Below are 21,814 nucleotides of genomic sequence, written 5' to 3' on the forward strand. Positions count from 1 at the left end.
CAGCGGTCTTTTTCGTCCAGGAGCAGATCATGTCCATCACCGCCACTGCGCCTTTGACGCAGTCCGATAATTCGTGGCGAACCCATCTCTGGGCGACCTTCAGCCTCGGCGTGCCCTTTGTCGGCGCGCAGCTTGCGCAGATGGCGATCAACACGACAGACGTGATCATGGTGGGCTGGCTGGGCACCACCGAGCTGGCGGCTGTCGTTCTCTCCAGCCAGATGTTCTTCATCGTCTTCATCTTTGGGACAGGCTTTTCCAGCGCGGTCATTCCGCTCGTGGCGCAGGCTGTCGGACGTGGTGATCGGACGCAGGCGCGTCGGTCGACACGCATGGGCATGTGGGTGGTGCTGATGTATGGCCTGCTGACAGCGCCCATTCTGTGGTTCTCCGAGCCGATCTTGCGAGCCTTGGGGCAGGCACCCGACGTTGCGGCGCTGGCGCAGGGATATTTGCGCATCCTGCAATGGGGTATCTTCCCGGCGCTGTTGCTGATGGTGCTGCGCGCTTTCCTCAGCGCGTTGGAGCGCGGCGGCATTGTGCTGTATCTGACGCTCGGTATGTTCTGCCTCAACGCGGTCATGGACTACCTGCTGATCTTCGGCAATTTCGGTTTTCCGCAGATTGGGTTGAACGGCGCTGCCATCGCATCGCTCAGCGCCAATCTGCTCGGTCTGCTGCTGGCTATCCTCTATATCCGTAGCCATCCGCAGACGAATGCCTATCAGTTGTTCGTGCGTTTCTGGCGGCCGGACTGGCCGGCGTTTCGCGAGATCTTCAGCCTTGGCCTGCCGATCAGCTTTACCATTCTGGCAGAGGCCGGACTATTCAGTGCGGCATCGCTGCTGATGGGGATGCTGGGCAAGGCGGAACTCGCCGCCCATGGCATCGCGCTGCAGCTTGCCTCCATCGCCTTCATGATTCCGCTGGGGCTTGCGCAGGTGGCAACTGTGCGTGTGGGGGTTGCCGATGGCCGCGGCGACAGGCTTGGGGTGCGCCGCGCAGCAGTCGCTGTCATCGCCGTCGGGCTCTGCTTCTCCGTGGTGGGCAGTGCGCTGTTTGCCATCTTGCCGGAAAAGCTTGGCAGCCTGTTTCTGGATACTCGCCAGCCGGATGCGCGCGCCGTGTTGGAGCTTTCCATTCCGCTCATTATGATGGCAGGGGCGTTTCAGCTGTTCGATGGGTTGCAGGCGGTGGCCGCCGGTTTGCTGCGAGGGGTGAAGGATACGAAGATTCCCATGCTGCTGGCGCTTGTGGCCTATTGGCCGATCGGTTTCCTCTGCGCCTGGGTATTTGGCTTTCCGCTGAAACTTGGCGGTCCCGGTATCTGGGTGGGTTTCGTGACGGGGCTGATTGCCGCGTCCATCTTCCTGTGCATCCGCTTTTGGCTACTGATGCGCCGGCATTGATCTCAACAAAAAGGCGGCGAATTCGCATCCGCCGCCTTCTCCTGGATGATTTTAGTGCGTCTTAAGCGCGTTCGGCCAGAGCTGGCTCGCCCTTGCGCTCACGCACGAGATTCATGAAGCGGCGGAACAGGTAGTGGCTGTCCTGCGGGCCAGGCGAAGCCTCGGGATGATGCTGCACGGAGAAGACCGGCTTGCCAGTCAGCCGCAGGCCGCAATTGGTGCCGTCAAACAACGAGATGTGAGTCTCTTCAACACCTTCCGGCAGCGACTTCGAGTCGACCGCGAAGCCGTGGTTCATGGAGACGATCTCCACCTTGCCGGTCGTGTAGTCCTTGACCGGGTGGTTTGCGCCATGATGGCCCTGGTGCATCTTCTCGGTCTTGGCGCCGACGGCGAGCCCCAGCATTTGGTGGCCGAGGCAGATGCCGAATGTCGGCAGATCGGTCTTGATGATCTCGCGAATGACCGGCACGGCATATTCGCCGGTTGCTGCCGGGTCGCCAGGGCCGTTGGACAGGAAGACGCCATCCGGCTTTAGTGCCAGAATGTCTTCCGCCGAGGTTGTCGCGGGAACCACCGTGACTTTGCAGTCGAGGCCTGCGAAGAGGCGCAGGATGTTCCGCTTCACGCCATAGTCGACGCAGACGATGTGATACTTGGCATCCGAGGCCGACAGTTCGTCATAGCCTTCGTTCCAGACCCAGGGCTTTTCAGTCCACTGCGAAGACTGACCGGACGTTGCTTCCTTGGCGAGGTCGAGACCGACAAGACCGCCCCAGGCGCGTGCTTCCGCCTTCAGCGCTTCGATGTCGAAGACGCCATTCGGGTCATGCGCGATCACGGCATTTGGCGCACCCTTTTCACGGATCCATGCTGTCAGAGCGCGAGTGTCGACGCCCGAGAGACCGATAATGCCGCGCGAGGCCAGCCAGTCGTTCAGGTGGCGCGACGAGCGGAAGTTCGAGGGGTCAGTGATGTCGGCCTTAAAGATCACGCCGACTGCGCCGCGTCGTGCTGCAGGCGTCAGATCTTCGATATCTTCGTCGTTGGTACCGATATTGCCGATATGCGGGAAGGTGAAGGTGACGATCTGGCCGAGATAGGAAGGGTCGGTCAGAATTTCCTGATAGCCGGTGAGAGCGGTGTTGAAGCACACCTCAGCCGTTACCTTGCCTGTCGCGCCGACGCCGATGCCCTCGATGACCGTTCCGTCCGCCAGGACAAGAAGGGCTGTGGGCTTGGCTGTGGTCCAGGGTGCAGTTTCAGTCATAATGGTTCGTCTCCGCCCTTGGCCCGCCACGGATCGCAGCGGGGCCCGAGGGCCGTTTATGGTCGCAGAAAAGGGCGCGCGAATGGGCCGCGCTCAAGATTTGTGTTAAATTGTCGTGCAGGTGCGGGAAAATAAACAAAGCCTTCCCCGCGGTCAATCGCGAGCAGCCTGAATTGCCTGAATTTCGTGGGCATTATCGATGAGTTTGAGCCCATACAGAGAATACGCAAGCTTTGTTGCCCGTTTCGTGCGGCTCGTCTATGACCCGTGCGAAGCTTTGCTCCACCCGCGAGGAACTCCTTATGTGGGTTACGAGTGATGAGATTGCCATGTCGTATCGTCCGCCATGGGCGAATGCGCTTCAAGGAGGTAGATAAGATGATCCGTGAACAGCTGACCGCTGCGATGAAGGAAGCCATGAAGGCGAAGGATGCCCGCAGGCTATCAACCGTTCGCTTGGTGCAAAGCGCCATCAAGGAGCGTGACATTGCTCAGCGCGGTGCCGGCAAGGATGAGGCAAGCGATGACGACATCCTGCAGATCATGCAGAAGATGATCAAGCAGCGCGAAGAATCCGCCAAGATTTACGAGGAAGGTGGGCGCGCCGAGCTTGCCCAGCAGGAGCGTGAGGAGATCGAGGTGATCCGAAGCTTCATGCCGGAGCAGCTCTCGGATGAGAAGATCGAAGAGATCTGCCGCGCCGTGATTGCCGAAGTTGGGGCGCAGGGCATGAAGGACATGGGCAAGTGCATTGCCGTTCTGCGCGAACGTTACGCAGGCCAGATGGACTTCGCCAAGGCTTCGGCGATCGTCAAGGATTTGCTGAAGTAATCGCACTGCAGACGTTCCAAAACAAGCGAGGCAGGATCGGGGGAGATCCTGCCTCTAGCGCCTGGACATTTAACAGCCATCTGGGGGGACAGTTGGGCTGTTTTTCGAGATTCCGCCACTGGGGTTTGGGCGATATCCCGTGGATGTGATTACCCGTTGGAGAGTGGGACGTCGGGCAACCACGAGAGCTGGTGTAGTCCTGCCTGCGCCAGCCTTCAAATTACAAAAACATAATTTTTTGCAATCTTTGTCTGCCTCAAAAAAGTCTTAAGCTCGCTCCTTTCTAACCTATTAAGGGAAGCGCGTGACCTTCAGCGATAGCTCGTCGCGGCCATGGTGGGTTCTGCTTCCGCGTTACTCTTACTTCACGCCCGGCATGTTCTGTCTGCCTGTGGATTGCGTGTGTTGATCGCCACGCCCATGGCTTTCCGGAGCCCTTGCGCCTATAGAACAATGTTTCCGCGAGGTGACGATGCGCTTTCCCAATACCTTTCTTGACGAGATACGCGATCGCGTGCCGATTTCGGCTGTGGTCGGCCGTCGCGTCACCTGGGATCGGAAGAAGACGAATGTGCCGCGTGGCGATTACTGGGCCTGCTGCCCGTTCCACGGCGAGAAAAGTCCAAGCTTTCACTGCGAGGACAAGAAGGGCCGCTATCATTGTTTCGGTTGCGGTGTGTCCGGTGACCACTTCCGTTTTCTGACGGAGTTGGAGGGCCTGAGCTTTCCGGAGGCCGTGCAGCAGATTGCCGACATGGCCGGTGTTGCCATGCCGCAGCCGGATCCGCAGGCAGAAAAGCGTGAGAAGGAGCGCACGACGCTTCTTGATGTCATGGAAATGGCGACCCGCTTCTTTCAGGATCAACTGCAGACGGCTGTCGGTGCAAAGGCTCGTGCCTATTTGCGCGACCGTGGCCTGACGGCAAAGACTATTGAAACCTTTCGCCTCGGCTACGCGCCCGAAAGCCGCAACGCGCTGAAGGAGCATCTCGCATCCAAAGGTGTGCTGAAGGAACAGATGGAAGCCTGTGGTCTCGTGATCCATGAGAATGTGCCGGTCTCCTACGATCGCTTCCGTGACCGCATCATGTTTCCCATCCTGTCCTCACGCGAAAAGGTGATCGCGTTTGGTGGACGCGCCATGTCGCCGGATGCGCCGGCGAAATATCTGAACTCCAACGAAACCGAGCTCTTCCACAAGGGCAATGTGCTCTACAATTTCACCCGCGCCCGCCGCGCGGCTCAAGGGGCCGCAAAGGGCGCCGAAGACAGTGGCACCATCATTGCCGTCGAAGGCTATATGGATGTGATCGCGCTTCATCAGGCCGGGGTGGAGAATGCTGTCGCACCGCTTGGCACGGCACTCACGGAAAATCAGCTGGAGCTTTTGTGGCGGATGACGCCGCAACCGGTCCTGTGCTTCGATGGCGATGGCGCGGGCATTCGCGCCGCTAACCGCGCCGCAGACCTGGCTTTGCCGCATATCAGGCCGGGGCGCTCGGTGCGCTTTGCGCTGCTGCCTGATGGCAAGGACCCGGATGATCTGGTGCGTCACGAGGGCAGGGCGCCCTTTGACAAGGTGATGGCGCAGGCCAAGCCGCTGGCAGAAATGATCTGGTCTCGCGAGACGGCGGGTGCCAATTTCGATACGCCGGAAAAGCGCGCGGAGCTGGAGGCGCGGCTGAAGCAGATTGTCTCGGTGATTGCGGACGAAAACGTGCGCCGCCATTACCAGCAGGACATGCGCGACCGGCTGAACGGTTTCTTTTCCGTAGGGCGAATGAACGGCGGCGAGCGTCGCCAGCCCTATCAGCAGGGGCGTGGCTTTGGCGGGCGTGGCGGCTCTCAAGGCGGACAGCAACGCGGCGGCGCCCAGCGGGGCGGCCCGTCCGCCGGGCTCGGTGTATCGGACCGGCTGGCGCGCTCAGGCATGGTGCGTGGTCATCAGGATTTGCCGACGCTGCGCGAAACCGTGCTGGCGCTGACCATCGTCAACCATCCGCAACTGCTGCTGGAGGAATATGACGAGATCGCCTCGATCGATTTCGACAACCGCGATCTCCAGCGCTTCTGGTCTGCCGTGCTGCCCGCTGCCGCAACGGCGGGGCCTCATCTGTCGCGCGACTATCTGGTCGAGCGGCTGTCGGCTGAAGGTTTCGAGGCGCTGATCACGTCTCTCGACCAGCAGGTGCGCAATGCCCGGCTATGGATCGCGACCGTTCAGGCGGCGCCTGAGGATGCGCGTGAAGGCTATCGGCAGGCGCTTTCGCTGCACAAGCGGACAAAGGCGCTGCGCTTCCAGAAGATCGAGCTGGAGCGGGAACTGGCGGCGGCGACGGAGGTTGGTGACGAAGACAATGTGGAGCCTCTGTTGCGCGCACTGCAGGAAGTTCAGATGGAGATCCAGCGCATGGAAAACCAGGAAGCCATCATTGATGGCTTCGGTGTCATGTCGGGGCGCGTCAAAGGCGTTGCTGTCAGCCAAAGTGCATCCGGTTAAGCTACTATTACAAATTGTAAGTCTAAAGACCCTTGTCTTATTGAACTGCATCACTAGATATTGGCCAACCCTCCGCTCTAAGTGCGAAATACGCGGGGATCCGAAATTTTCCATGTGCAATCGACGGTGAGCCTTGAATAAGGCTTGACGGGGAGCAAAATTGTGGGAATCACCGTCTCAAGCAGAATTAGGTGAAGCGAGGCGGGAAAGCTGCGATGACACGGCCAAGGCGGGTTGGTCATATCGTGGCCGCACTCTTGGTTAAGCGGGAATTAATGTCCACCCGGTACGTGTCTGTTTGCGATTCGCAAAGCCGCTGTTCCGAGCGTTGCCGCTAAGGCTTGGCGCATCGCTGCATAGGACGTCCAAGGAAAGACGAATACATGGCAACTAAAGTCAAAGAAAACGAAGAAGCTGAAAACGAACGCGATGGCGCTACGGATGGTCCGCTTCTCGATCTTTCTGACGACGCGGTCAAGCGAATGATCAAAGTCGCAAAGAAGCGCGGCTATGTGACCATGGACGAGTTGAATGCGGTTCTGCCGTCGGAGGAAGTGACCTCCGAGCAGATCGAAGACACTATGGCCATGCTGTCTGACATGGGCATCAACGTCGTTGAAGACGAAGAAGCCGAAGAGCAGAACGCAACCGAAGACGAGAGCGACGACGAGGCCGAGAGCGAAGGCGGCGAATTGGCCCCGACGACTGGTACCGCCGTTGCCGCGACGAAGAAGAAAGAGCCGACCGACCGTACCGACGACCCGGTGCGCATGTATCTGCGCGAAATGGGCTCGGTGGAACTTCTGTCGCGTGAAGGCGAAATCGCCATTGCCAAGCGCATCGAGGCTGGCCGCGAAACGATGATCGCCGGGCTTTGCGAAAGCCCGCTGACCTTCCAGGCGCTGATCATCTGGCGCGACGAGTTGAACGAAGGCACCACGCTGCTGCGCGAGATCATCGATCTCGAAACCACATATTCCGGTCCAGAAGCCAAGGCTGCACCGCAGTTCCAGAGCCCGGAAAAGATCGAGGCGGACCGCAAGGCTGCCGAGGAAAAGGAAAAGACCCGCAGGCCGCGTGCCGCCAGTGACGATGACATCACCAATGTTGGTGGTGACATGCCCATGCCGGAAGAGGAAGAAGAGGACGATGATGAATCGAGCCTGTCTCTTGCCGCCATGGAAGCGGAACTGCGCCCGCAGGTCATGGAAACGCTCGACACCATTGCCGATACCTACAAGAAGCTGCGCAAGCTGCAGGATCAGCAGGTGGAAGCCCGTTTGTCCTGCACCGGCACGCTGTCTTCCGGTCAGGAGCGCCGCTACAAGGAACTGAAGGATCAGCTCATCACGGCGGTGAAGTCGCTGTCGCTGAACCAGAACCGCATCGACAGCCTTGTCGAGCAGCTCTACGACATCAACAAGCGCCTCGTGCAGAACGAAGGCCGCCTGCTGCGTCTCGCGGAAAGCTATGGCGTGAAGCGCGACAGCTTCCTGGAGCAGTACCAGGGGGCCGAGCTTGATCCGCACTGGATGAAGTCGATCTCCAATCTCGCCGCTCGCGGCTGGAAGGAATTCGCACGCGCTGAAACCAATACGATCCGGGAGATCCGTCAGGAGATCCAGAACCTTGCGACTGAGACCGGCATTTCGATCTCGGAATTCCGCCGCATCGTTCACATGGTACAGAAGGGCGAGCGCGAAGCACGCATCGCCAAGAAGGAGATGGTCGAGGCCAACCTGCGTCTCGTCATCTCCATCGCCAAGAAGTACACGAACCGTGGCCTGCAGTTCCTGGATCTCATCCAGGAAGGCAATATCGGCCTGATGAAGGCGGTCGACAAGTTCGAGTATCGCCGCGGCTACAAGTTCTCCACCTATGCGACGTGGTGGATCCGTCAGGCGATTACCCGTTCGATCGCCGACCAGGCCCGCACGATCCGTATTCCGGTGCACATGATCGAAACGATCAACAAGATCGTTCGCACATCGCGCCAGATGCTGCATGAAATCGGCCGCGAGCCGACGCCGGAAGAACTGGCGGAAAAGCTTGCCATGCCGCTCGAAAAAGTGCGCAAGGTTCTGAAGATCGCCAAGGAGCCGATCTCCCTCGAAACCCCGGTGGGCGACGAAGAAGATTCACATCTCGGCGATTTCATCGAGGACAAGAACGCGCTTCTGCCGATCGACGCTGCCATCCAGGCGAACCTACGCGAAACGACGACCCGCGTTCTCGCCTCGCTCACGCCACGTGAAGAGCGCGTTCTGCGCATGCGCTTCGGCATCGGCATGAACACGGACCATACGCTGGAAGAAGTCGGCCAGCAGTTCTCGGTCACCCGCGAACGTATCCGCCAGATCGAAGCCAAGGCGCTGCGCAAGCTGAAGCACCCGAGCCGCAGCCGCAAGCTGCGCAGCTTCCTGGATAGCTGAGGCAGCTGCCGAATATTAATGAAGAGAGGCCGGAGTGGAAACGCTCCGGCCTTTTTGCGTTGATTGCATGTTATCGTGCCGCTCCTGCTGCCGTCCTCGACTTTCAGCCCCCTCCTTCTCCCTTTTGCCGCGTCTGCATCTCGGGCCGTCATCCTGCCTCACCCGCCGTCATCCTCGGCCTTGAGCCGAGGATCCAGCTATTGAGGCGAAGTGACGGTGCGTCTGTGGATGCTCGGGTCAAGCCCGAGCATGACGCCCGTGGGAGGGCGCGAAAACCTGGGTGTAAACGGGAGCGCCTCTCCGGGTGCCCTCAACTTTGCCTTGTCGGGTAGAGGACGGTTGTGCATGTTGGAGAGGATTGAGGGGCAGGGGTACTGATGACGGATCGTGTGCCGCACATTGCAGATATCGCGGATCGCAAATCACTGGCGGTTTATCTCCAGGACCGTCCGATAGCCGAGGCGCAGGTGCTGGCGCTACGATCGGCCATTCGTGTTATGCCATTGATCGTGAGTCCAAACCGGCGGCTAACTCTTGAAACGTTTAAGGCGGCGTTATTTTCTTGGTCGGCACGCAGTTTTCCGGCCTATGAAAAGACTTTTTTAGCCGTTGCCAGTCAATCTCTAGGTGGCGGCGGCGTTGCTGTTGCAGGTTCTGCCCGCGGCGGTGTACCCATTATCAGTAGTGCCCTCGTTGTACTCAGCCGTAATGCTCGCGTTGCTGTCCGTCGCGCCGCCCGTTCGGCCGACCCTGCCTCCGCCGCACTTGCGGTGGCATCAGTCGCCTCTATTGCTAGGACCGCTGCTACTGATGCGACCGGAGAGGTCGTGTGGCACGCTATTGCCAGTGATCTCGTGAGCATGCGGCATGCCTCTGTGGGCGTCTGTCTTACCGAGCCGATCTGGCCACAGGGACGGGTGCCGCACGAACTTCTCGATTGGGAGGTGGCGTTTAGAAGCGCGCTTGACGCGTTTAGCCCCGATTGGCAGCTCATTTATACTTTCTATCAAGCCTTGCGGGACGGTGTTACTCCCTTCGCTAGGCTGGGGGAGGAGGTAGGGCCGGTTATGCTGGCGCTGGCACAGGAGGACGGTGCCTTCTGGGCGCGGAAGCCTGACATCGTTATGCGGGATCTGGCGGAGCGGCTGGAGACACGTCCACAGCCGGAAGCGGCTTCGAACAAATTGGCTGATAACATTAACTTCTTCATCAGCTATTCCACCAAAAACGAGGCTGAAGCCCGCGAGATCAACGGATACTTGGAGGACGCGGGCTACTCGACAATCGTTCAGCTCAAGGATTTTGTGCCGGGATCTAACTTCGTCACCGAAATGCAGAAAGGTCTAAACGCAAAACGGTTTATGGCCCTTTTGTCGCCCGCCTATTTTTCGTCGAAGCAATGTCAGGCGGAGTGGAGTGCCGCTTATAACCGTGATCCCTCCGGTGAGCTGCGGTATCTCGTCCCGATCCTGATCGAGAAGACCGAGTTGCCGCCGTTGGCGAAGCAGATCGTCTATAAATCAATTGTGGGCCTTTCCGGTGATGCTCGGCGCAATGCAGTGCTTGAGGCTATCGGCAAGCTGAAGCGTTCCGAAGTCCCCGGTATACGCTCCCCTTATGAGTTTGAGCTAACGCCGAGGCATACGATAACCGCTGTGGCCGGGACGATGAACAGTGTGAGTGTTCTGCCGGGCCGTGATCCCGGGGATGCACGGAGGCGACTGGAGGCGGCGAGGGACATCGCGATTGATTTGATCGGTGGATTGGCAGAAAGCCGCTTTCAGGTAGGTCACCACTATAAAAAGGAGTTGGAAAATTATCGCGACCGGCTGCCAATGAACGCCACGGAAAGCATCTATTCCGCCGATGCAGCTTTACGCAATCTGCGGGACGATCTTGAGAGTGATTTACGGTACGGTATTGTTTGCGATCGCTTTGCCCCACGGCTTCAGCGCTTGATTGAGGCTCATTACGGGCTAAGGGTCTATTTCCCGGAATTGCTCAGCTTCTACGACGATGTGAAGCAGGCTCGCCAAGCAGAGCCCCCGCCGTTGGAGGCGCTGAGCGAGTTGCGGAAGGTCGTCCAAAGCAATACGCCTGCAGTGTTCGATACATCAGTCGGCGCGGCTTTTGGGCATGCCGTGGATGTTGCGCACCCCGCAAAAGAAACCCAAGAAGGGGCGTCCAGCCAAGAGTCACTACCCTCAGCTCACATTACCTTGCCGCCTGATCCGATTGCCGGTGTAGATCCTGTCCGCGCCGCTCAGCATGCCGAGATGAGCATGCAAAATCGCATTTGGGCAGTTTTGCGCCGTGTCGAAGAAGGGGGCAAGACTGCTGAGCGTATTGATAAGGCTGTTTCGGCTTATGCCAAATGGATCGACCCCATACTCGATTGGCTCTCCAATTCCAGTTGAGTAGTGCGTGTTTGAACAGACAGGACCAAAAGCCCGGCTGGAACTCTCCAGCCGGGCTTTTGCGTTTCAGGCGGGTTTCACCAGGGCTTGAACGATGCGCCTGGTGACGGGCAGGGCGCAGAGCAGGGTGGGGAAGGCGATCAGCCAGGAGATGCCCCAGGCGGACATCCAGCCTGTGACAAAGCCCGGCGCGGGGCCGAGGTTCTTGAGCGTTGCGACGCCTGAGACGACGAAGGTCATCAGGATAGAGAGAACTAGCGGCATGAGAATCCCGGCGTAGTGGGCGGGAAAGCGTATTATCATGGGAAAAGTCTTTCTGACGTAGGTCTTCGAGGCCATCTTGCAGCATTCACTTGAGCTCATCGACGGATCGACGACCTGTGTTGGAATGCGTTGCTTCACGTCAGACGCTTACGGCTGGACATTGCCAGCAGTCATTTCCTAATCCGGGCTTCACGCGATTGGCAAGAGGGGAATGGTGAATATTGCGGGATTTGCCCGCAACGGGACTCGCGCCCGCAAGCTTTCAGCCCTACATCGGTGCCATGCAGGATGAAGATTTGCAGGCGCCGAAGCGGCGCAACGGCTTGAAGTGGGGCATGATTGCCTCTGTCGCCCTGCATGCCATCGTCGTCCTGCCCTTCTTCCTGACGCTTTCCCCGCGTGACTTGACGCCGAAAGAAGAGAGCGTATCGGTGGATCTCGTGCCGCCGCAGCCGGAGAAGGCACCGGAGGAGAAGAAAGAGGAGCCTCCGCCGCCTGAGGAAAAGAAGCTGGAGCTTCCCCCACCGCCGGAAGAGCAGAAGAAGGCCGAGGCACCACCTCCACCTCCGCCTCCACCGCCCCCGCCACCAGCACCCAAGCAGCAAAACCCCAAGGAGCAGCCAGAGGGACAGGATGTGAAGGCGCCGCCGATCCCTGCTCTCAGGCCCGTGTTCCGCTTTGGCGACAAGACGCAAGGGCCGGAGAAGCAGCTGGATGGCAATAGCGCAGACGCGGATGCAAAGCCGGAGGAGACCCCGTTGAAGGATCAGCCGGCGCCCCCAACTGCTGCCGCGACGCCCTCGACGCTGGATGCAAAACCGCAAGCCGAAGCTGCCAAAGCGGAACAGGCGAAGCCCGACCAACCCGATGCGCCGGCGACGGACAAGGCGGATGCGGCCGCCCCGAAACTGCCTGATATCACGCTTCCAGAGGTTGGGCCGGGGCTGGCCGATAACCCTATTGCTCTAGGCTCTGCCGCTTCCGCGATTGGCGAGGCACCGAAGCCAACCGTCAAGCCTCAACAGGAGAAGACTGTGGCCGATAAGGTGCCGCCACCGAAGGAGGTGAAGAAGCTTTATTCCCAGGCGGCCACGGGCGACCTTGGTGCTATGATGACAATGGCAGGCGTCAGCCGCGGAGAACGGGTAGGGGAGCTGTGCTCAAGTGAACTCGTTGCGCAGTTGCAGCGCTCCGGTCAGCACTATCCGCCCGACATACTGCCCGCATTGCGCCAGTCGACGGGTACTGTGGTCGAACCGAGCAATCTCGCGTTTCGTGCAAAGGGCGCCTGGTATGATCTGCGTCTGCGCTGCGAAGTGGATGCCGGCGCAACGCGCGTTCTCTCTTTTGCCTATTCGGTGGGCGAGCCGGTGCCGCGGGCCGAATGGCGACAGCGCCGCTTCCCGATGGACTGATCCCTTCCTTTGTGATTCAGGAGTTCGCATGCCTCAAACGCTTTTGACCATTTCCACCCGCGGGCAGGGTCTCTACGAGTTCACCGATCAGGTGGCCGACTTCGTGAGATCATCAGGGGCGGAGGAGGGGCTGCTGACCGTGTTCGTGCGCCATACCTCGTGTTCGTTGATCATCCAGGAGAATGCCGATCCGGATGTTCAGCGAGATCTGAGGGAATTCTTCCATCGCCTTGTGCCACCAAGTGATGATGCCTCCATGCGCTGGATGGTGCATACGACGGAAGGGCCGGATGATATGCCGGCCCATATCAAGGCGGCGCTGACGGCCACATCGATCGGTATTCCCATCATGCGGGGGCGCCTGGCGCTTGGGACATGGCAGGGCATCTATCTGTTCGAACATCGCGACAGGCCGCACCGCCGTGAGGTCTTCCTGCATCTATCCGTCTGAAACGACACAGCTATTGCCTATGAAGGCGCGCGCTCCATATGAACGCTGCGTGAACGGAAGGTTTGGCGACCGTTCAGACAAATCGGCATAATTTTAGCCAATCGCTATGAATTGGCGAGCCAATGACGGAGAAACACCCATGACCAATCTTTTTGCAAAAGCGGGCCTTGCCGTACTGATTGCAGCATCCGGCTTTGCTGCCACCTTGACCGGTGCGGAAGCAGCCAGCGTACAGGGCTTCACGACCGTGCAGTGGGATCGGGGTGGCCCGCCGCCGCGTCACTGGGGTCCAGGTCCCGATCGTCGTGATCGCTGCTCTCCGGGCCTGGCGGAAGAAAAGGCCTCGCGCATGGGCCTTCGTCGTGCCCGCGTGGTGGATGTGAACCCGCGCGTCGTGGTCGTGGCAGGCTTTGACCGCCGTGGTCCTGACCGGATCGCCTTTGCCAATGTTCGCGGCTGCCCCGTTCTGCGTCGCTAACAATTTGCGATCAGTCGCCTCTATCGCGATGGATCGATTGAGATCGCCCGCTGCAGTGGTCCTGCAGCGGGCGGTTTTCGTTACTTGCCGAGCTTGAAGCGCACCTGAACCGCCACGTTATAGGTGTTTTCGCCGCTGGCGATCGGCACGCTATCAGCCGCCATTTCCTTGGCCATCATGCGCGGGGCCGGCATGGCAGGCATGGGCCTGACATTATTTTCCTCGATCGACAGAATGGATCCCAGCTCCGTGCCGGCCGCTTCCGCCATCAGGCGGGCCTTCTCCATGGCATCCTGAACTGCCTTTCGCCGCGCCTCGTTCAGGGCAGCCTTCGGGTTTTCGTTGATGAAGCTCACCTGGCCGCCCTGGTTGACGCCGAGCTTGACGGTCTTGTCGATCAGGCTACCCAGCTTTGTCAGATCTCGGACGCGAACGGTGACGCCGTTCGACACCTGATAACCGACAATGACAGGGGCGACCGGCTTGTTGTTGCGCATTTCCGGCTGGTTGTATTGCGGGTAGATCGAGACGTCGCTGGTCTGAAGGTCTCGATCAGCAATGCCTTCCGCCTTCAGTGCGGCCAGCACATCCCGCATGGCGCCGTTGTTGGCCGACAGAGCCGCAGCCGCCGTTTCCGCGGTGCGGGTGACGGAGAGTTGCAGCATGGCCTGGTCCGGCGCGACGGAGACCTGACCTTCACCCGTGACGGAAATCTGCGGGGTTTCTGGAGCCTCTGCTGCAAACGCAGATGATGCCATGGGAGACAGCAGCAGGGCACCGGCCAGTGCGGTTGCGCCAAGGGTGCCTGTCAGTCGAGCCTTCATCACGATCCTCCGTGTTATGATTGTCCATCAAGCCATTGCTGATGTGCAGGCAGCGGTGCATGTCGATTGTGAAGCCAATGCGGCGACTGCTTGTGATGCCGAGAATTTTCCGCTACACGCATCCTCCATGCGCCGACGTGAACCATTGCACGCGGCGCGCGCTGCCCGTAACGGGCAGCCGGGCCTGTAGCTCAATGGTTAGAGCCGGCGGCTCATAACCGCTTGGTTGGGGGTTCGAGTCCCTCCGGGCCCACCATTCAACTTCTAACTTACTGTTTTTGTTTCGCTTTCTGGAATAGATCCCTCACGTTGATCAGTGTGAGGGGCAAGTTCGTTCATCAACTGTTCGCTCACTATACGCGAACTGACCACGCCCAGGCGCTCTCTGTCGGCCTGTCTGGTGTAGACTTCAGCCTGCTTTGAGTTCGACCATCCGAACTGGCTCATCAACTGATGGGCCGTTGCGCCGCCGTTTGCGGCCATGGTCGCGGCCAATTTTCTCAGGCCGTGCGAATTCTTTTCGATTCCCGCCTTGCGAGCGGCTTCCCCAAACCAATTCCCAAAACCAGCCACAGCAAACGGCTTGTTGTATTCTGTGACAAGAAAATGCAGATCACCTGTCGGTGTAGCATTGATGATGTCGATCACCCGCTGTGGCAGCTCGACGGCAATTCGCGCCTTCGTCTTCTGTGTTCCGATCGTCAGTACGTTGCCTCGCAGGTGCTGGCGGCCGACACGAACCAAGTCGGATCGCCGAAGGCCCGTATGCATGGCTAGCTCCAGTGCAAGCCTCTGCTTTGTTCCGATGGGCCATTTGATGCAGAAGGCTCGAACGTCCTCTATCTCCCACGCCGGAAAGCCGTCACCATCCAGCTTGAACTTCGGGATGCCTTCAGCCGGGTTCGCATCCATATGGGCGTTTCTCACAGCCCACTTGCAGAGCGACGATATGGATTTCAGGTAATTGTTCGCAGCGGCTGGTGTGTCGGCACGATCTTCCATGCCGGCCATCACGGCTTTACGGTTGATCAGCGTGAAAGGCTTATCTGCAAGCCTGATACCGCTCCTGTCTTTCTTTTCCTTGATGTGGTGGAAAATGTTGCTGCGCTGCTTGCGTGTGGCGGGCTCCAGCTTTGCCCAGTCGGCGCTTTCCATGTATCGCGCCATCAGCCATCCGATTGTCTGCGGGATCTCGCGCGGCATCTTCTTCAGATCGGCACCAGATAGCGCAGCTTGATAAGCCTGCATGAAATCAGGTTCATTCGGAGCCGGAAGGCGAACACGCTTTCCCTTGCCGATTCGGAAGTAGTAGACCCACTGTTCCAAACGGCCCCTCTGCTTCACAACATAGAGTGGGAGCTTCCTCGGCATACCGTCGATCACAGACGTATTTCCTCCTGTTCAGCAACGGCGCGCCGGCTGTTGATAACGGGGATATCGGGGGCAACCCGGATCAAAACGCCATTTCTTTCAATCTCCACGCGCAAGCCGGGGTTCTTTAGCACGAACTCTCCCATGCGTTTGAGATCGGAGGCCTTGACTATAGCGGGTGTGCTCATCTCTGACCTCTAACTCTCGCTGTCGCAGTGTTGCAGGTTGAACGATTCGGCCACCTTCCGGCCTGCGTGCCTTGGGTTGACGTACGTGCCCAGAAACACGGCCACGCTTTTCCAGCCGCCGGCTTCCATCGTTGTCTTGATATCGTTGCCAAGCGCTATGGCGTTGGTGGCGAAGGAATGCCGTCCGCAGGTATGTGAAGGCTTGTATGGGATATCAGCGCGTCCGCAGATCTCGCGAATGCGCACATTGACATGGCTGCGATCGGTCAACCGGAAGACCGTCGTGGGCCGCTGCGCACTCTGCCGCAGGGCGTAGAACCGCGCGATCATCTGGTCTGAAAGATGACGTACGGAATAGGTGCTGGTCTTGGTGCGCAACAGGACGGCAGTTTTCGCGGCGAGATCGACATCTGGCCAAGCAAGGCGCAAAGCCTCGCTGACGCGAGCACCGGTCTGAGACATGAACATCACCAACGCGGCAATATGAGGCGCGCCATCACGGTCGCATTGACGGAAGAAATCGTGAAGCCAGGTCTGTGACGCAGCCTTTTTGCGCTTGGGCTGTTCCTCTTTCAGGTTTCGCAACCGGCTTTGCGGACCCCATCCTCGATCGTATCCGTGATACAGCACCGCCCTGATAGGCGTGATCACGCAGCGATTCCGTGTCGAGTTGCTATGCGCAGGATAGAGTGTCTTTGCCAGCTCACGCACATCGTAGGGGTAGATCGCAGCAAGCGGCATGTCGCCAAGGTGCGGCATGATCTTATCCAGATAGCGGCTTTCGTGGCCGTTGCTGATGTAGCTTTCAGCGGCCTGGCGGAAGGTCTTTTCGCTGGGGTAGGTGAACGCGGTCGAACAGGGATGAACCGTCATGGCGTCGATCCATCCTTAATTGTCGGTTGGGGTGCGGGGTGCGCTAACAGATGATGCATCCCAGCTAGATTGCAGCCAGCATTCGCCTTCTTCCGGTTTTTGAATGATCCGCTATCGTGGTTGAGGATGGTCTCTGGCGATACCCGTTTGGAGGCTGCGGTGAGCGGCGAGGTTAGCATTGTGAGAAGATTTTTAAAGACGAAGGCAATTCTGGCGTGCCTGATTGTTATCTTTTCAGTGGGGCTAGTCTTAATCAACGATGTAAGCTCAAACCCGCGTTCTGCGCTGCTGGTGGCGGTATTCGGGCCCACAGGTGCACTTTGGTTTTTTCGGGTGGCCAGCTCATTGGTCATCGCCTTTTGCGCCTGGGCGATATGGGAGGACGTCAAGTCGGACAGGCGAGTAGACGCCTTGGTCAGACGGCGGAACAGCATCGAAAACAGCGTCAAACGCGAAGAATAACCCCCCACATGTGACTGGGGCGCGGGTATTGCCTCGATAGCGCGAGCAATATCGCCAGCACGGGCATTGCCGATGATGCGAGCTTCCGGAACGCATGCCTTCGCGCATTCTAGGACGTAGGATAGCACTTCGTGAGGTGATCCGTTATCCGGTGCGACGATGGTGGCGAGCTTCTGTTCGCTGATATCTTCCACGTCCACATGCGTCTGAGGCGAGGGGATTACCTCAACGGTGACAATATCCAGTGGCGACGGCGGGACCTTTGCGAGCATCGCCAGATAGGTCGCTCTCGCGGCGTCGGGAGTGGCGCAATCCTCATGATCCGGAGCGCATTCCATTTCCTCGGTCGGGATCTCGGGAACGAGCTTCCAGCCTTTCGGGACGCTCACATGTGATGAGGGTGAAGGGAGGCGATGAAGGCGCGCGAGCACATCCACTGCGATCTCTTCACTCATGTCTCTGCCGCGATAGCCAAGGGCGCTATCCCCCGGCACGCTCTTGGCGTTGCGAGCGCCGTTGTATCCGCGATCATAGGCTGACCTGATTGCGTCTCTGACGAACTGTTCGCCGTCGTCGCCCAACCTCAAATTCGGTTGGGGTGTGGGGGCCAAACTAGAGCTGGACTTACTTGAATATGAGCATATATTTGTAACCATCGTCAGCAGATTTAATGGGCGCTGACGGCTGTGAGCTCTAATCGCTTCCGCCTGATTGAACCAGGAGGGGCTGATTTGATGAAGCCACAACTCGTGCTGATTGCCGAGGACGAGACCCTGATAGGTTTCATGCTCGTTGAATCTCTTATTGACGCTGGGTTTGATTCTCTTGTTAGCGTGACAGCTCGGGAAGCTATTTCCGCGCTCGAATTGGACGCGCCGCGTTTTGCAGCGTTGCTTACGGACATCAAGATGCCAGGTACTGAAACCGGTTGGGATGTCGCGAGGCGAGCTAGAGAACTGTCGCCCCAGATCCCAGTCATTTACATGACGGGCGATAGTGCTGACCAATGGCGAGCGCAGGGTGTGCCAGGCAGTGTGCTGCTGCAAAAGCCATTTGCGCCTGCGCAATTGGTTACAGCTCTCACTTCCCTGCTTAATGATGCTGGTATGGCGGGCATATCTCACTGAGTTAGTCATACTGTTCACCCTCCAAATGCGTTTGGGGTGAGTGGCAGGCCGCAATCACAGCATCTGCCGCACGCAGAGCCTTGGCCCATTCGTGGTAAGGCGTGCCGTCCGACAAGAGCGTTTTGGCTGACGGCTCATAGCCATATGCAGAATAGATCGTCTCGGCTATCGAGACGCGATCTGCGGTCATTTGTTCCTGGGGCTCTGGTGCGGTCGAGAGGACGCGAACCCGACGCAACATCTTCTCGACCTCATCGATCAAAGCGGAGGCATCGCAGAGCGGCTGGCTCATCGTTTCGTTAGCCGAGAGATTGATGTCCTGCTGCGCGTCGAGAAGGTGTTCGATCAGATCATCGATCTCGTTTGCAGACGGCAGCACATGCGTTTGGGGTGAGTGGCAGGCCGCAATCACAGCATCTGCCGCACGCAGAGCCTTGGCCCATTCGTGGTAAGGCGTGCCGCCAGCCAAAACGCTCTTGTCGGACGGCTCATAGCCATATGCAGAATAGATCGTCTCGGCTATCGAGACGCGATCTACGGTCATTTGTGATGATGGCGTGGGGTTCGTCAGACGATAGAAAACAATATCATCATGGTCTCCGTGCCTGCTGTCATATGACCATCTCGTGGCGTAGCCTGAGCCAGCTTGCGCCTGAGCTTGCTTGCCGTATCGAAGTATGACTTCGACTGCAGTACCTTCTGGAACAGGCATTTCGCCACCCTGCCAGCGAATCCAGCTTTGTGATGACGTGGGCTCCATGACCTCGCTGTAGGGGTAGGTATCGATCTTATCGTCTGGCATATCTTCGCCGGCATCAAGATCGACAATCGAAGAGCCCTCCAGGCAAGCCGCATGACATGTGCCTTCGCTAATGTCGGTGGCGCACAGATCGTCTGACTTGAATGGCTCGTCGCAGATGGGGCAGCAACCAGGCTTTTGCTTTTTCGGCCAGAAGTCGTAGACCGTCAGCAGCCAGTGTTCGAGCCTGTTATCGACGATGGCTTCGAGATCTCCCACCTTGACCATCAATGTGTCCGAAAGAGCCGGGTCAGGTGTATCGCCCAGTTCGTGGATGGCGCGAACGACCATCTGCGCAAGGGTCAGTTTGGGTGCGGAGTTTTGGTTGGTGGTCATGTCCTTATCCTCTCATCCAAAGTTTGAACCCTGCGTCGAACGCCTCCCATCGGGAGGCCGCGGCGGGATTCTGGTTGAGTTCTTTGAAGCTGGTGATGTTCATCAGCTCGCGCAGCAGGCTGCGGGTTTCGTTTTCATCCGCTGACGACGGAAGGCCGTGGCACTCGACGAGGTAGCGGCGGAAGGCGCGATCTTGCTTGCACAGGATGCTGGCGCGCTGGGCGTGATCCTGTGGCTTCTTCGGCTCGGTGCGTCTCTGTTGCGGCTGCTGCTGTGATGTGGTCGCCTTGCGAAGCTGGCGTATGGCTTCCTCACGAAGCATCAGCAGGGCGCGCAACCAGATCGCCGATTTGCGCAGCAACATCTGCACATCCGGCGGCGCATCGGCGGCAATGGTGGCGACCGGAAATACTTCACCGGTCATGGGGTCGCTGGTGTAGATTACCGCCTCGCGCGTCTTCAGGTCATAGCTGCTGGTCAGGTCACCCGCCATTTCCACGGCATCGATGATGTCAGGCACCATGGCCCTGGCTTCCACGAGGTTCATGATGCTTGCCCTTCTTTCTGGAGGGCTTGATCGAATAGCGCCTGCACGGCTTCACTGGTCGCCGTGAGGCATGGAAGGTGCGCAGATAGGCAGAGCTCTTTTGCCGCCAGGTGCATCCCGCAGTCGAATTTCACTGAAAGGATATCGCTGTGACCCCGGAAGCCATCTGTTGATCCGCGCCAGTTCACTCCACGGACAAAGGTGCCATCGATCCACTCCTTACGAGCAAAGGGGGCTCCGCAGCACGGGCAGCCCTCCAAGGCGTCCAGGGCTTGGACGATCACATCTGAGGCTTCGATCCATTCCCTCTCCGGCTGTGTGGCCGCACTCGATACCCTGGGAAGGTCCCACCCGGACCGAAAATTGTCCGTACGTTCGGTCGTCGTGCCTGTTGAATACTCCGCGCCGCCACGGGCTGGCAGGATGCTTCCAAACATGTCCGCCTGTGTGCCACCGCTCATTTGAACCTCGGCATCAGGATGTATGTCTCGTCCACATCAATGGTCGGCCGGAACATGGCGGCGCGATCCGGAGCGAAGAAATGTAGCTCCACATCCTGGGTGGATACACTGCCCAAAAGTGCGCGAATGTACTTTCCGCTGAACCCGATACGGATCGGCTCGCCATCGTAATCGACGGCAATCTCTTCCTCGGAAGCTTCTCCATCGCCTGCGTTCATCGCCAGCTTGATCAGGCCTCGTTCCATCTGCAGGAACACGGAATCCTTCTCCAGATCCTTGGCGACGAGACACACACGAGCCGAAGCCCCCTTGAGGGCGGCGACTGACGAAATTGCCTTCGTGACCTGTTCCTTTGGGATGATCTGGTTATAGCCGGGGTACGTGCCGTCAATGAGCTTTGAAACAAGGGTCACGCCACCGCATGAAAACCGGATCATCGCATCGGTGACGGTTAGTGCTGCTTTCCCCTTGCGGTCACCAAAGATCTTTGAGACTGCCTTTACGGTCTTCAACGGAAGGATCACGCCGGGAAACTGAAACGGTTGCTCCATGGCAACTCTCACTACGGCGAGATTGTGCCCGTCACATCCAACGATGGCGATCTTGCCACTATCGGGGTGTAGGTACGGCCCGGAAAGGAAAGGCCGCGTCCTATCCTCACGGATGGCGTAGATGACCTTTGAAAAACCATCGAGCAGCGGCGCGATATCAATCTCGTTCGGCTCGCCACTCATTTTATCTGCGATCGACGGGAAATCTCGCTCCGGAAGTGTCAGCAGCGAAAACTTTGATCGTCCGGCCAGGATGCGGACCTGATCCGGAAAGGCGCCAGCCGCAAAGATGATGTCCGCTGCCTCCGGCAGGTTGCGAACGATCTCGCGCAGCGCCGTACCATTGACGGTGATTGCTGCTGTTCCATTATCGTCGGCAAGATCGCAAGAGGTTTCAACCTCAATCGTCAGATCGGTTCCGCGCAGGAGCAACTGACCTTTTTTCGGGCGCAGCAGGACATTCGCCAAGATAGGGATACCAGACTTGTGATCGACGGCTTCAAAGACGGCATCGAGGGCAGGGAGTAGCTCGGCGCGATGAACGCGAAACAGTTTTCCTTCAGCCATGAGCGAGCACTCCCGGCTTGCATCGATCCGCAACGCGCGCCTCATCGAGAGGCGGACGCAGATCGCACCGCGTGCCAAAGAGGTCGTAAATCCGCTGCAGGATTTCCAGATTAGGATCGCCATCCGCCACCGAACGGTAAAGCCGCTCGATGTCTGGCTGAATATCTTCCAGTGTTTCTTCAGGGAAGAAATCCCCGCAATCAGAGCAGACGGGCATTGCGGCCTCCTTCAATGTGTCCTG

Annotated in this window: 20 protein-coding genes and 1 tRNA gene; 10 read left to right on the top strand and 11 right to left on the bottom strand. The window is 58.6% G+C overall.

Going from position 1 to position 21,814, the window contains the following annotated elements:
• Positions 1-29: 29 nt before the first annotated feature.
• A complete protein-coding gene (locus Q2T52_RS09730; RefSeq protein WP_302076516.1) occupies positions 30-1,409 on the top strand; it encodes an MATE family efflux transporter in 1,380 nt (459 codons plus the stop codon).
• A 61-nt stretch (positions 1,410-1,470) separates the two neighbouring features.
• On the opposite strand, the gene carA is transcribed toward Q2T52_RS09730, so the two are convergent.
• The gene (gene carA, locus Q2T52_RS09735) at positions 1,471-2,679 is read right to left on the bottom strand and encodes a glutamine-hydrolyzing carbamoyl-phosphate synthase small subunit (protein ID WP_302076517.1); all 1,209 of its coding nucleotides are present in this window, start codon (positions 2,677-2,679) and stop codon (positions 1,471-1,473) included.
• Between the two features lie 378 nt (positions 2,680-3,057).
• Here carA and Q2T52_RS09740 point away from each other — a divergent pair, with 378 nt between their 5' ends.
• The 4 genes from Q2T52_RS09740 (at position 3,058) to Q2T52_RS09755 (ending at position 10,859) form a co-directional block, all read left to right on the top strand.
• Positions 3,058-3,510: a GatB/YqeY domain-containing protein gene (locus tag Q2T52_RS09740; protein ID WP_302076518.1), complete on the top strand. Its 453-nt coding sequence runs from the start codon at positions 3,058-3,060 to the stop codon at positions 3,508-3,510.
• A gap of 472 nt (positions 3,511-3,982) precedes the next feature.
• Positions 3,983-6,010 (top strand): DNA primase, encoded by a 2,028-nt coding sequence (dnaG, locus tag Q2T52_RS09745; protein ID WP_302076519.1) that lies wholly within the window; start codon positions 3,983-3,985, stop codon positions 6,008-6,010.
• A gap of 383 nt (positions 6,011-6,393) precedes the next feature.
• The gene (rpoD, locus tag Q2T52_RS09750; RefSeq protein WP_302076520.1) at positions 6,394-8,442 is read left to right on the top strand and encodes an RNA polymerase sigma factor RpoD; all 2,049 of its coding nucleotides are present in this window, start codon (positions 6,394-6,396) and stop codon (positions 8,440-8,442) included.
• Positions 8,443-8,819: 377 nt separating this feature from the next.
• Complete coding sequence (locus tag Q2T52_RS09755; RefSeq protein ID WP_302076521.1) at positions 8,820-10,859, top strand: toll/interleukin-1 receptor domain-containing protein; 2,040 nt, start codon at positions 8,820-8,822, stop codon at positions 10,857-10,859.
• A gap of 66 nt (positions 10,860-10,925) precedes the next feature.
• On the opposite strand, the gene Q2T52_RS09760 is transcribed toward Q2T52_RS09755, so the two are convergent.
• A complete protein-coding gene (locus tag Q2T52_RS09760; protein ID WP_302076522.1) occupies positions 10,926-11,162 on the bottom strand; it encodes a DUF2798 domain-containing protein in 237 nt (78 codons plus the stop codon).
• Between the two features lie 182 nt (positions 11,163-11,344).
• On the opposite strand from Q2T52_RS09760, the gene Q2T52_RS09765 reads away from it, so the two are divergent.
• The 3 genes from Q2T52_RS09765 (at position 11,345) to Q2T52_RS09775 (ending at position 13,467) form a co-directional block, all read left to right on the top strand.
• Positions 11,345-12,538 (top strand): DUF930 domain-containing protein, encoded by a 1,194-nt coding sequence (locus tag Q2T52_RS09765; RefSeq protein ID WP_302076523.1) that lies wholly within the window; start codon positions 11,345-11,347, stop codon positions 12,536-12,538.
• Between the two features lie 28 nt (positions 12,539-12,566).
• Positions 12,567-12,989, top strand: a complete 423-nt coding sequence (locus Q2T52_RS09770; protein WP_302076524.1) for a secondary thiamine-phosphate synthase enzyme YjbQ — start codon at positions 12,567-12,569, stop codon at positions 12,987-12,989.
• A gap of 139 nt (positions 12,990-13,128) precedes the next feature.
• A complete protein-coding gene (locus Q2T52_RS09775) occupies positions 13,129-13,467 on the top strand; it encodes a hypothetical protein (RefSeq protein WP_302076525.1) in 339 nt (112 codons plus the stop codon).
• 80 nt (positions 13,468-13,547) lie between these two features.
• Here the strand turns inward: Q2T52_RS09775 and Q2T52_RS09780 are convergent, their stop codons facing one another.
• Positions 13,548-14,291, bottom strand: coding sequence for an SIMPL domain-containing protein (locus tag Q2T52_RS09780; protein ID WP_302076526.1), 744 nt, complete (start codon positions 14,289-14,291; stop codon positions 13,548-13,550).
• 180 nt (positions 14,292-14,471) lie between these two features.
• Here Q2T52_RS09780 and Q2T52_RS09785 point away from each other — a divergent pair.
• A tRNA-Ile gene (locus Q2T52_RS09785) sits at positions 14,472-14,547 on the top strand.
• 8 nt (positions 14,548-14,555) lie between these two features.
• Here the strand turns inward: Q2T52_RS09785 and Q2T52_RS09790 are convergent.
• The 4 genes from Q2T52_RS09790 to Q2T52_RS09805 are packed head-to-tail and all read right to left on the bottom strand — an operon-like array spanning position 14,556 to position 17,766.
• Complete coding sequence (locus tag Q2T52_RS09790) at positions 14,556-15,674, bottom strand: tyrosine-type recombinase/integrase (RefSeq protein WP_302076527.1); 1,119 nt, start codon at positions 15,672-15,674, stop codon at positions 14,556-14,558.
• Complete coding sequence (locus Q2T52_RS09795; protein WP_302076528.1) at positions 15,671-15,850, bottom strand: hypothetical protein; 180 nt, start codon at positions 15,848-15,850, stop codon at positions 15,671-15,673. Before Q2T52_RS09795 ends, Q2T52_RS09790 begins: the two co-directional genes overlap by 4 nt.
• A 9-nt stretch (positions 15,851-15,859) precedes the next feature.
• Positions 15,860-16,723: a tyrosine-type recombinase/integrase gene (locus Q2T52_RS09800; RefSeq protein ID WP_302076530.1), complete on the bottom strand. Its 864-nt coding sequence runs from the start codon at positions 16,721-16,723 to the stop codon at positions 15,860-15,862.
• Positions 16,720-17,766: a hypothetical protein gene (locus tag Q2T52_RS09805; RefSeq protein WP_302076531.1), complete on the bottom strand. Its 1,047-nt coding sequence runs from the start codon at positions 17,764-17,766 to the stop codon at positions 16,720-16,722. The genes Q2T52_RS09800 and Q2T52_RS09805 overlap by 4 nt, the downstream gene beginning before the upstream one ends.
• 153 nt (positions 17,767-17,919) lie before the next feature.
• Here Q2T52_RS09805 and Q2T52_RS09810 point away from each other — a divergent pair, with 153 nt between their 5' ends.
• Positions 17,920-18,312 carry a response regulator gene (locus Q2T52_RS09810; protein ID WP_302076532.1) on the top strand — a complete coding sequence of 131 codons (393 nt, stop codon included), beginning with the start codon at positions 17,920-17,922 and terminating at the stop codon, positions 18,310-18,312.
• 1 nt (position 18,313) lies between these two features.
• Here the strand turns inward: Q2T52_RS09810 and Q2T52_RS09815 are convergent, their stop codons facing one another.
• The 4 genes from Q2T52_RS09815 to Q2T52_RS09830 form a co-directional block, all read right to left on the bottom strand.
• A complete protein-coding gene (locus Q2T52_RS09815) occupies positions 18,314-19,447 on the bottom strand; it encodes a hypothetical protein (RefSeq protein ID WP_302076533.1) in 1,134 nt (377 codons plus the stop codon).
• A 4-nt stretch (positions 19,448-19,451) separates the two neighbouring features.
• Positions 19,452-19,994: a hypothetical protein gene (locus Q2T52_RS09820; protein WP_302076534.1), complete on the bottom strand. Its 543-nt coding sequence runs from the start codon at positions 19,992-19,994 to the stop codon at positions 19,452-19,454.
• A 457-nt stretch (positions 19,995-20,451) separates the two neighbouring features.
• Positions 20,452-21,573: a DNA polymerase III subunit beta gene (gene dnaN / locus Q2T52_RS09825; protein ID WP_302076535.1), complete on the bottom strand. Its 1,122-nt coding sequence runs from the start codon at positions 21,571-21,573 to the stop codon at positions 20,452-20,454.
• Entirely contained in the window at positions 21,566-21,790 is a 225-nt protein-coding gene (locus Q2T52_RS09830) for a hypothetical protein (RefSeq protein ID WP_302076536.1), read from the bottom strand. Before Q2T52_RS09830 ends, dnaN begins: the two co-directional genes overlap by 8 nt.
• Positions 21,791-21,814: the final 24 nt, after the last annotated feature.

Source organism: Rhizobium oryzicola (genome assembly GCF_030504645.1).
Taxonomy (GTDB): Bacteria; Pseudomonadota; Alphaproteobacteria; order Rhizobiales; family Rhizobiaceae; genus Neorhizobium; species Neorhizobium oryzicola.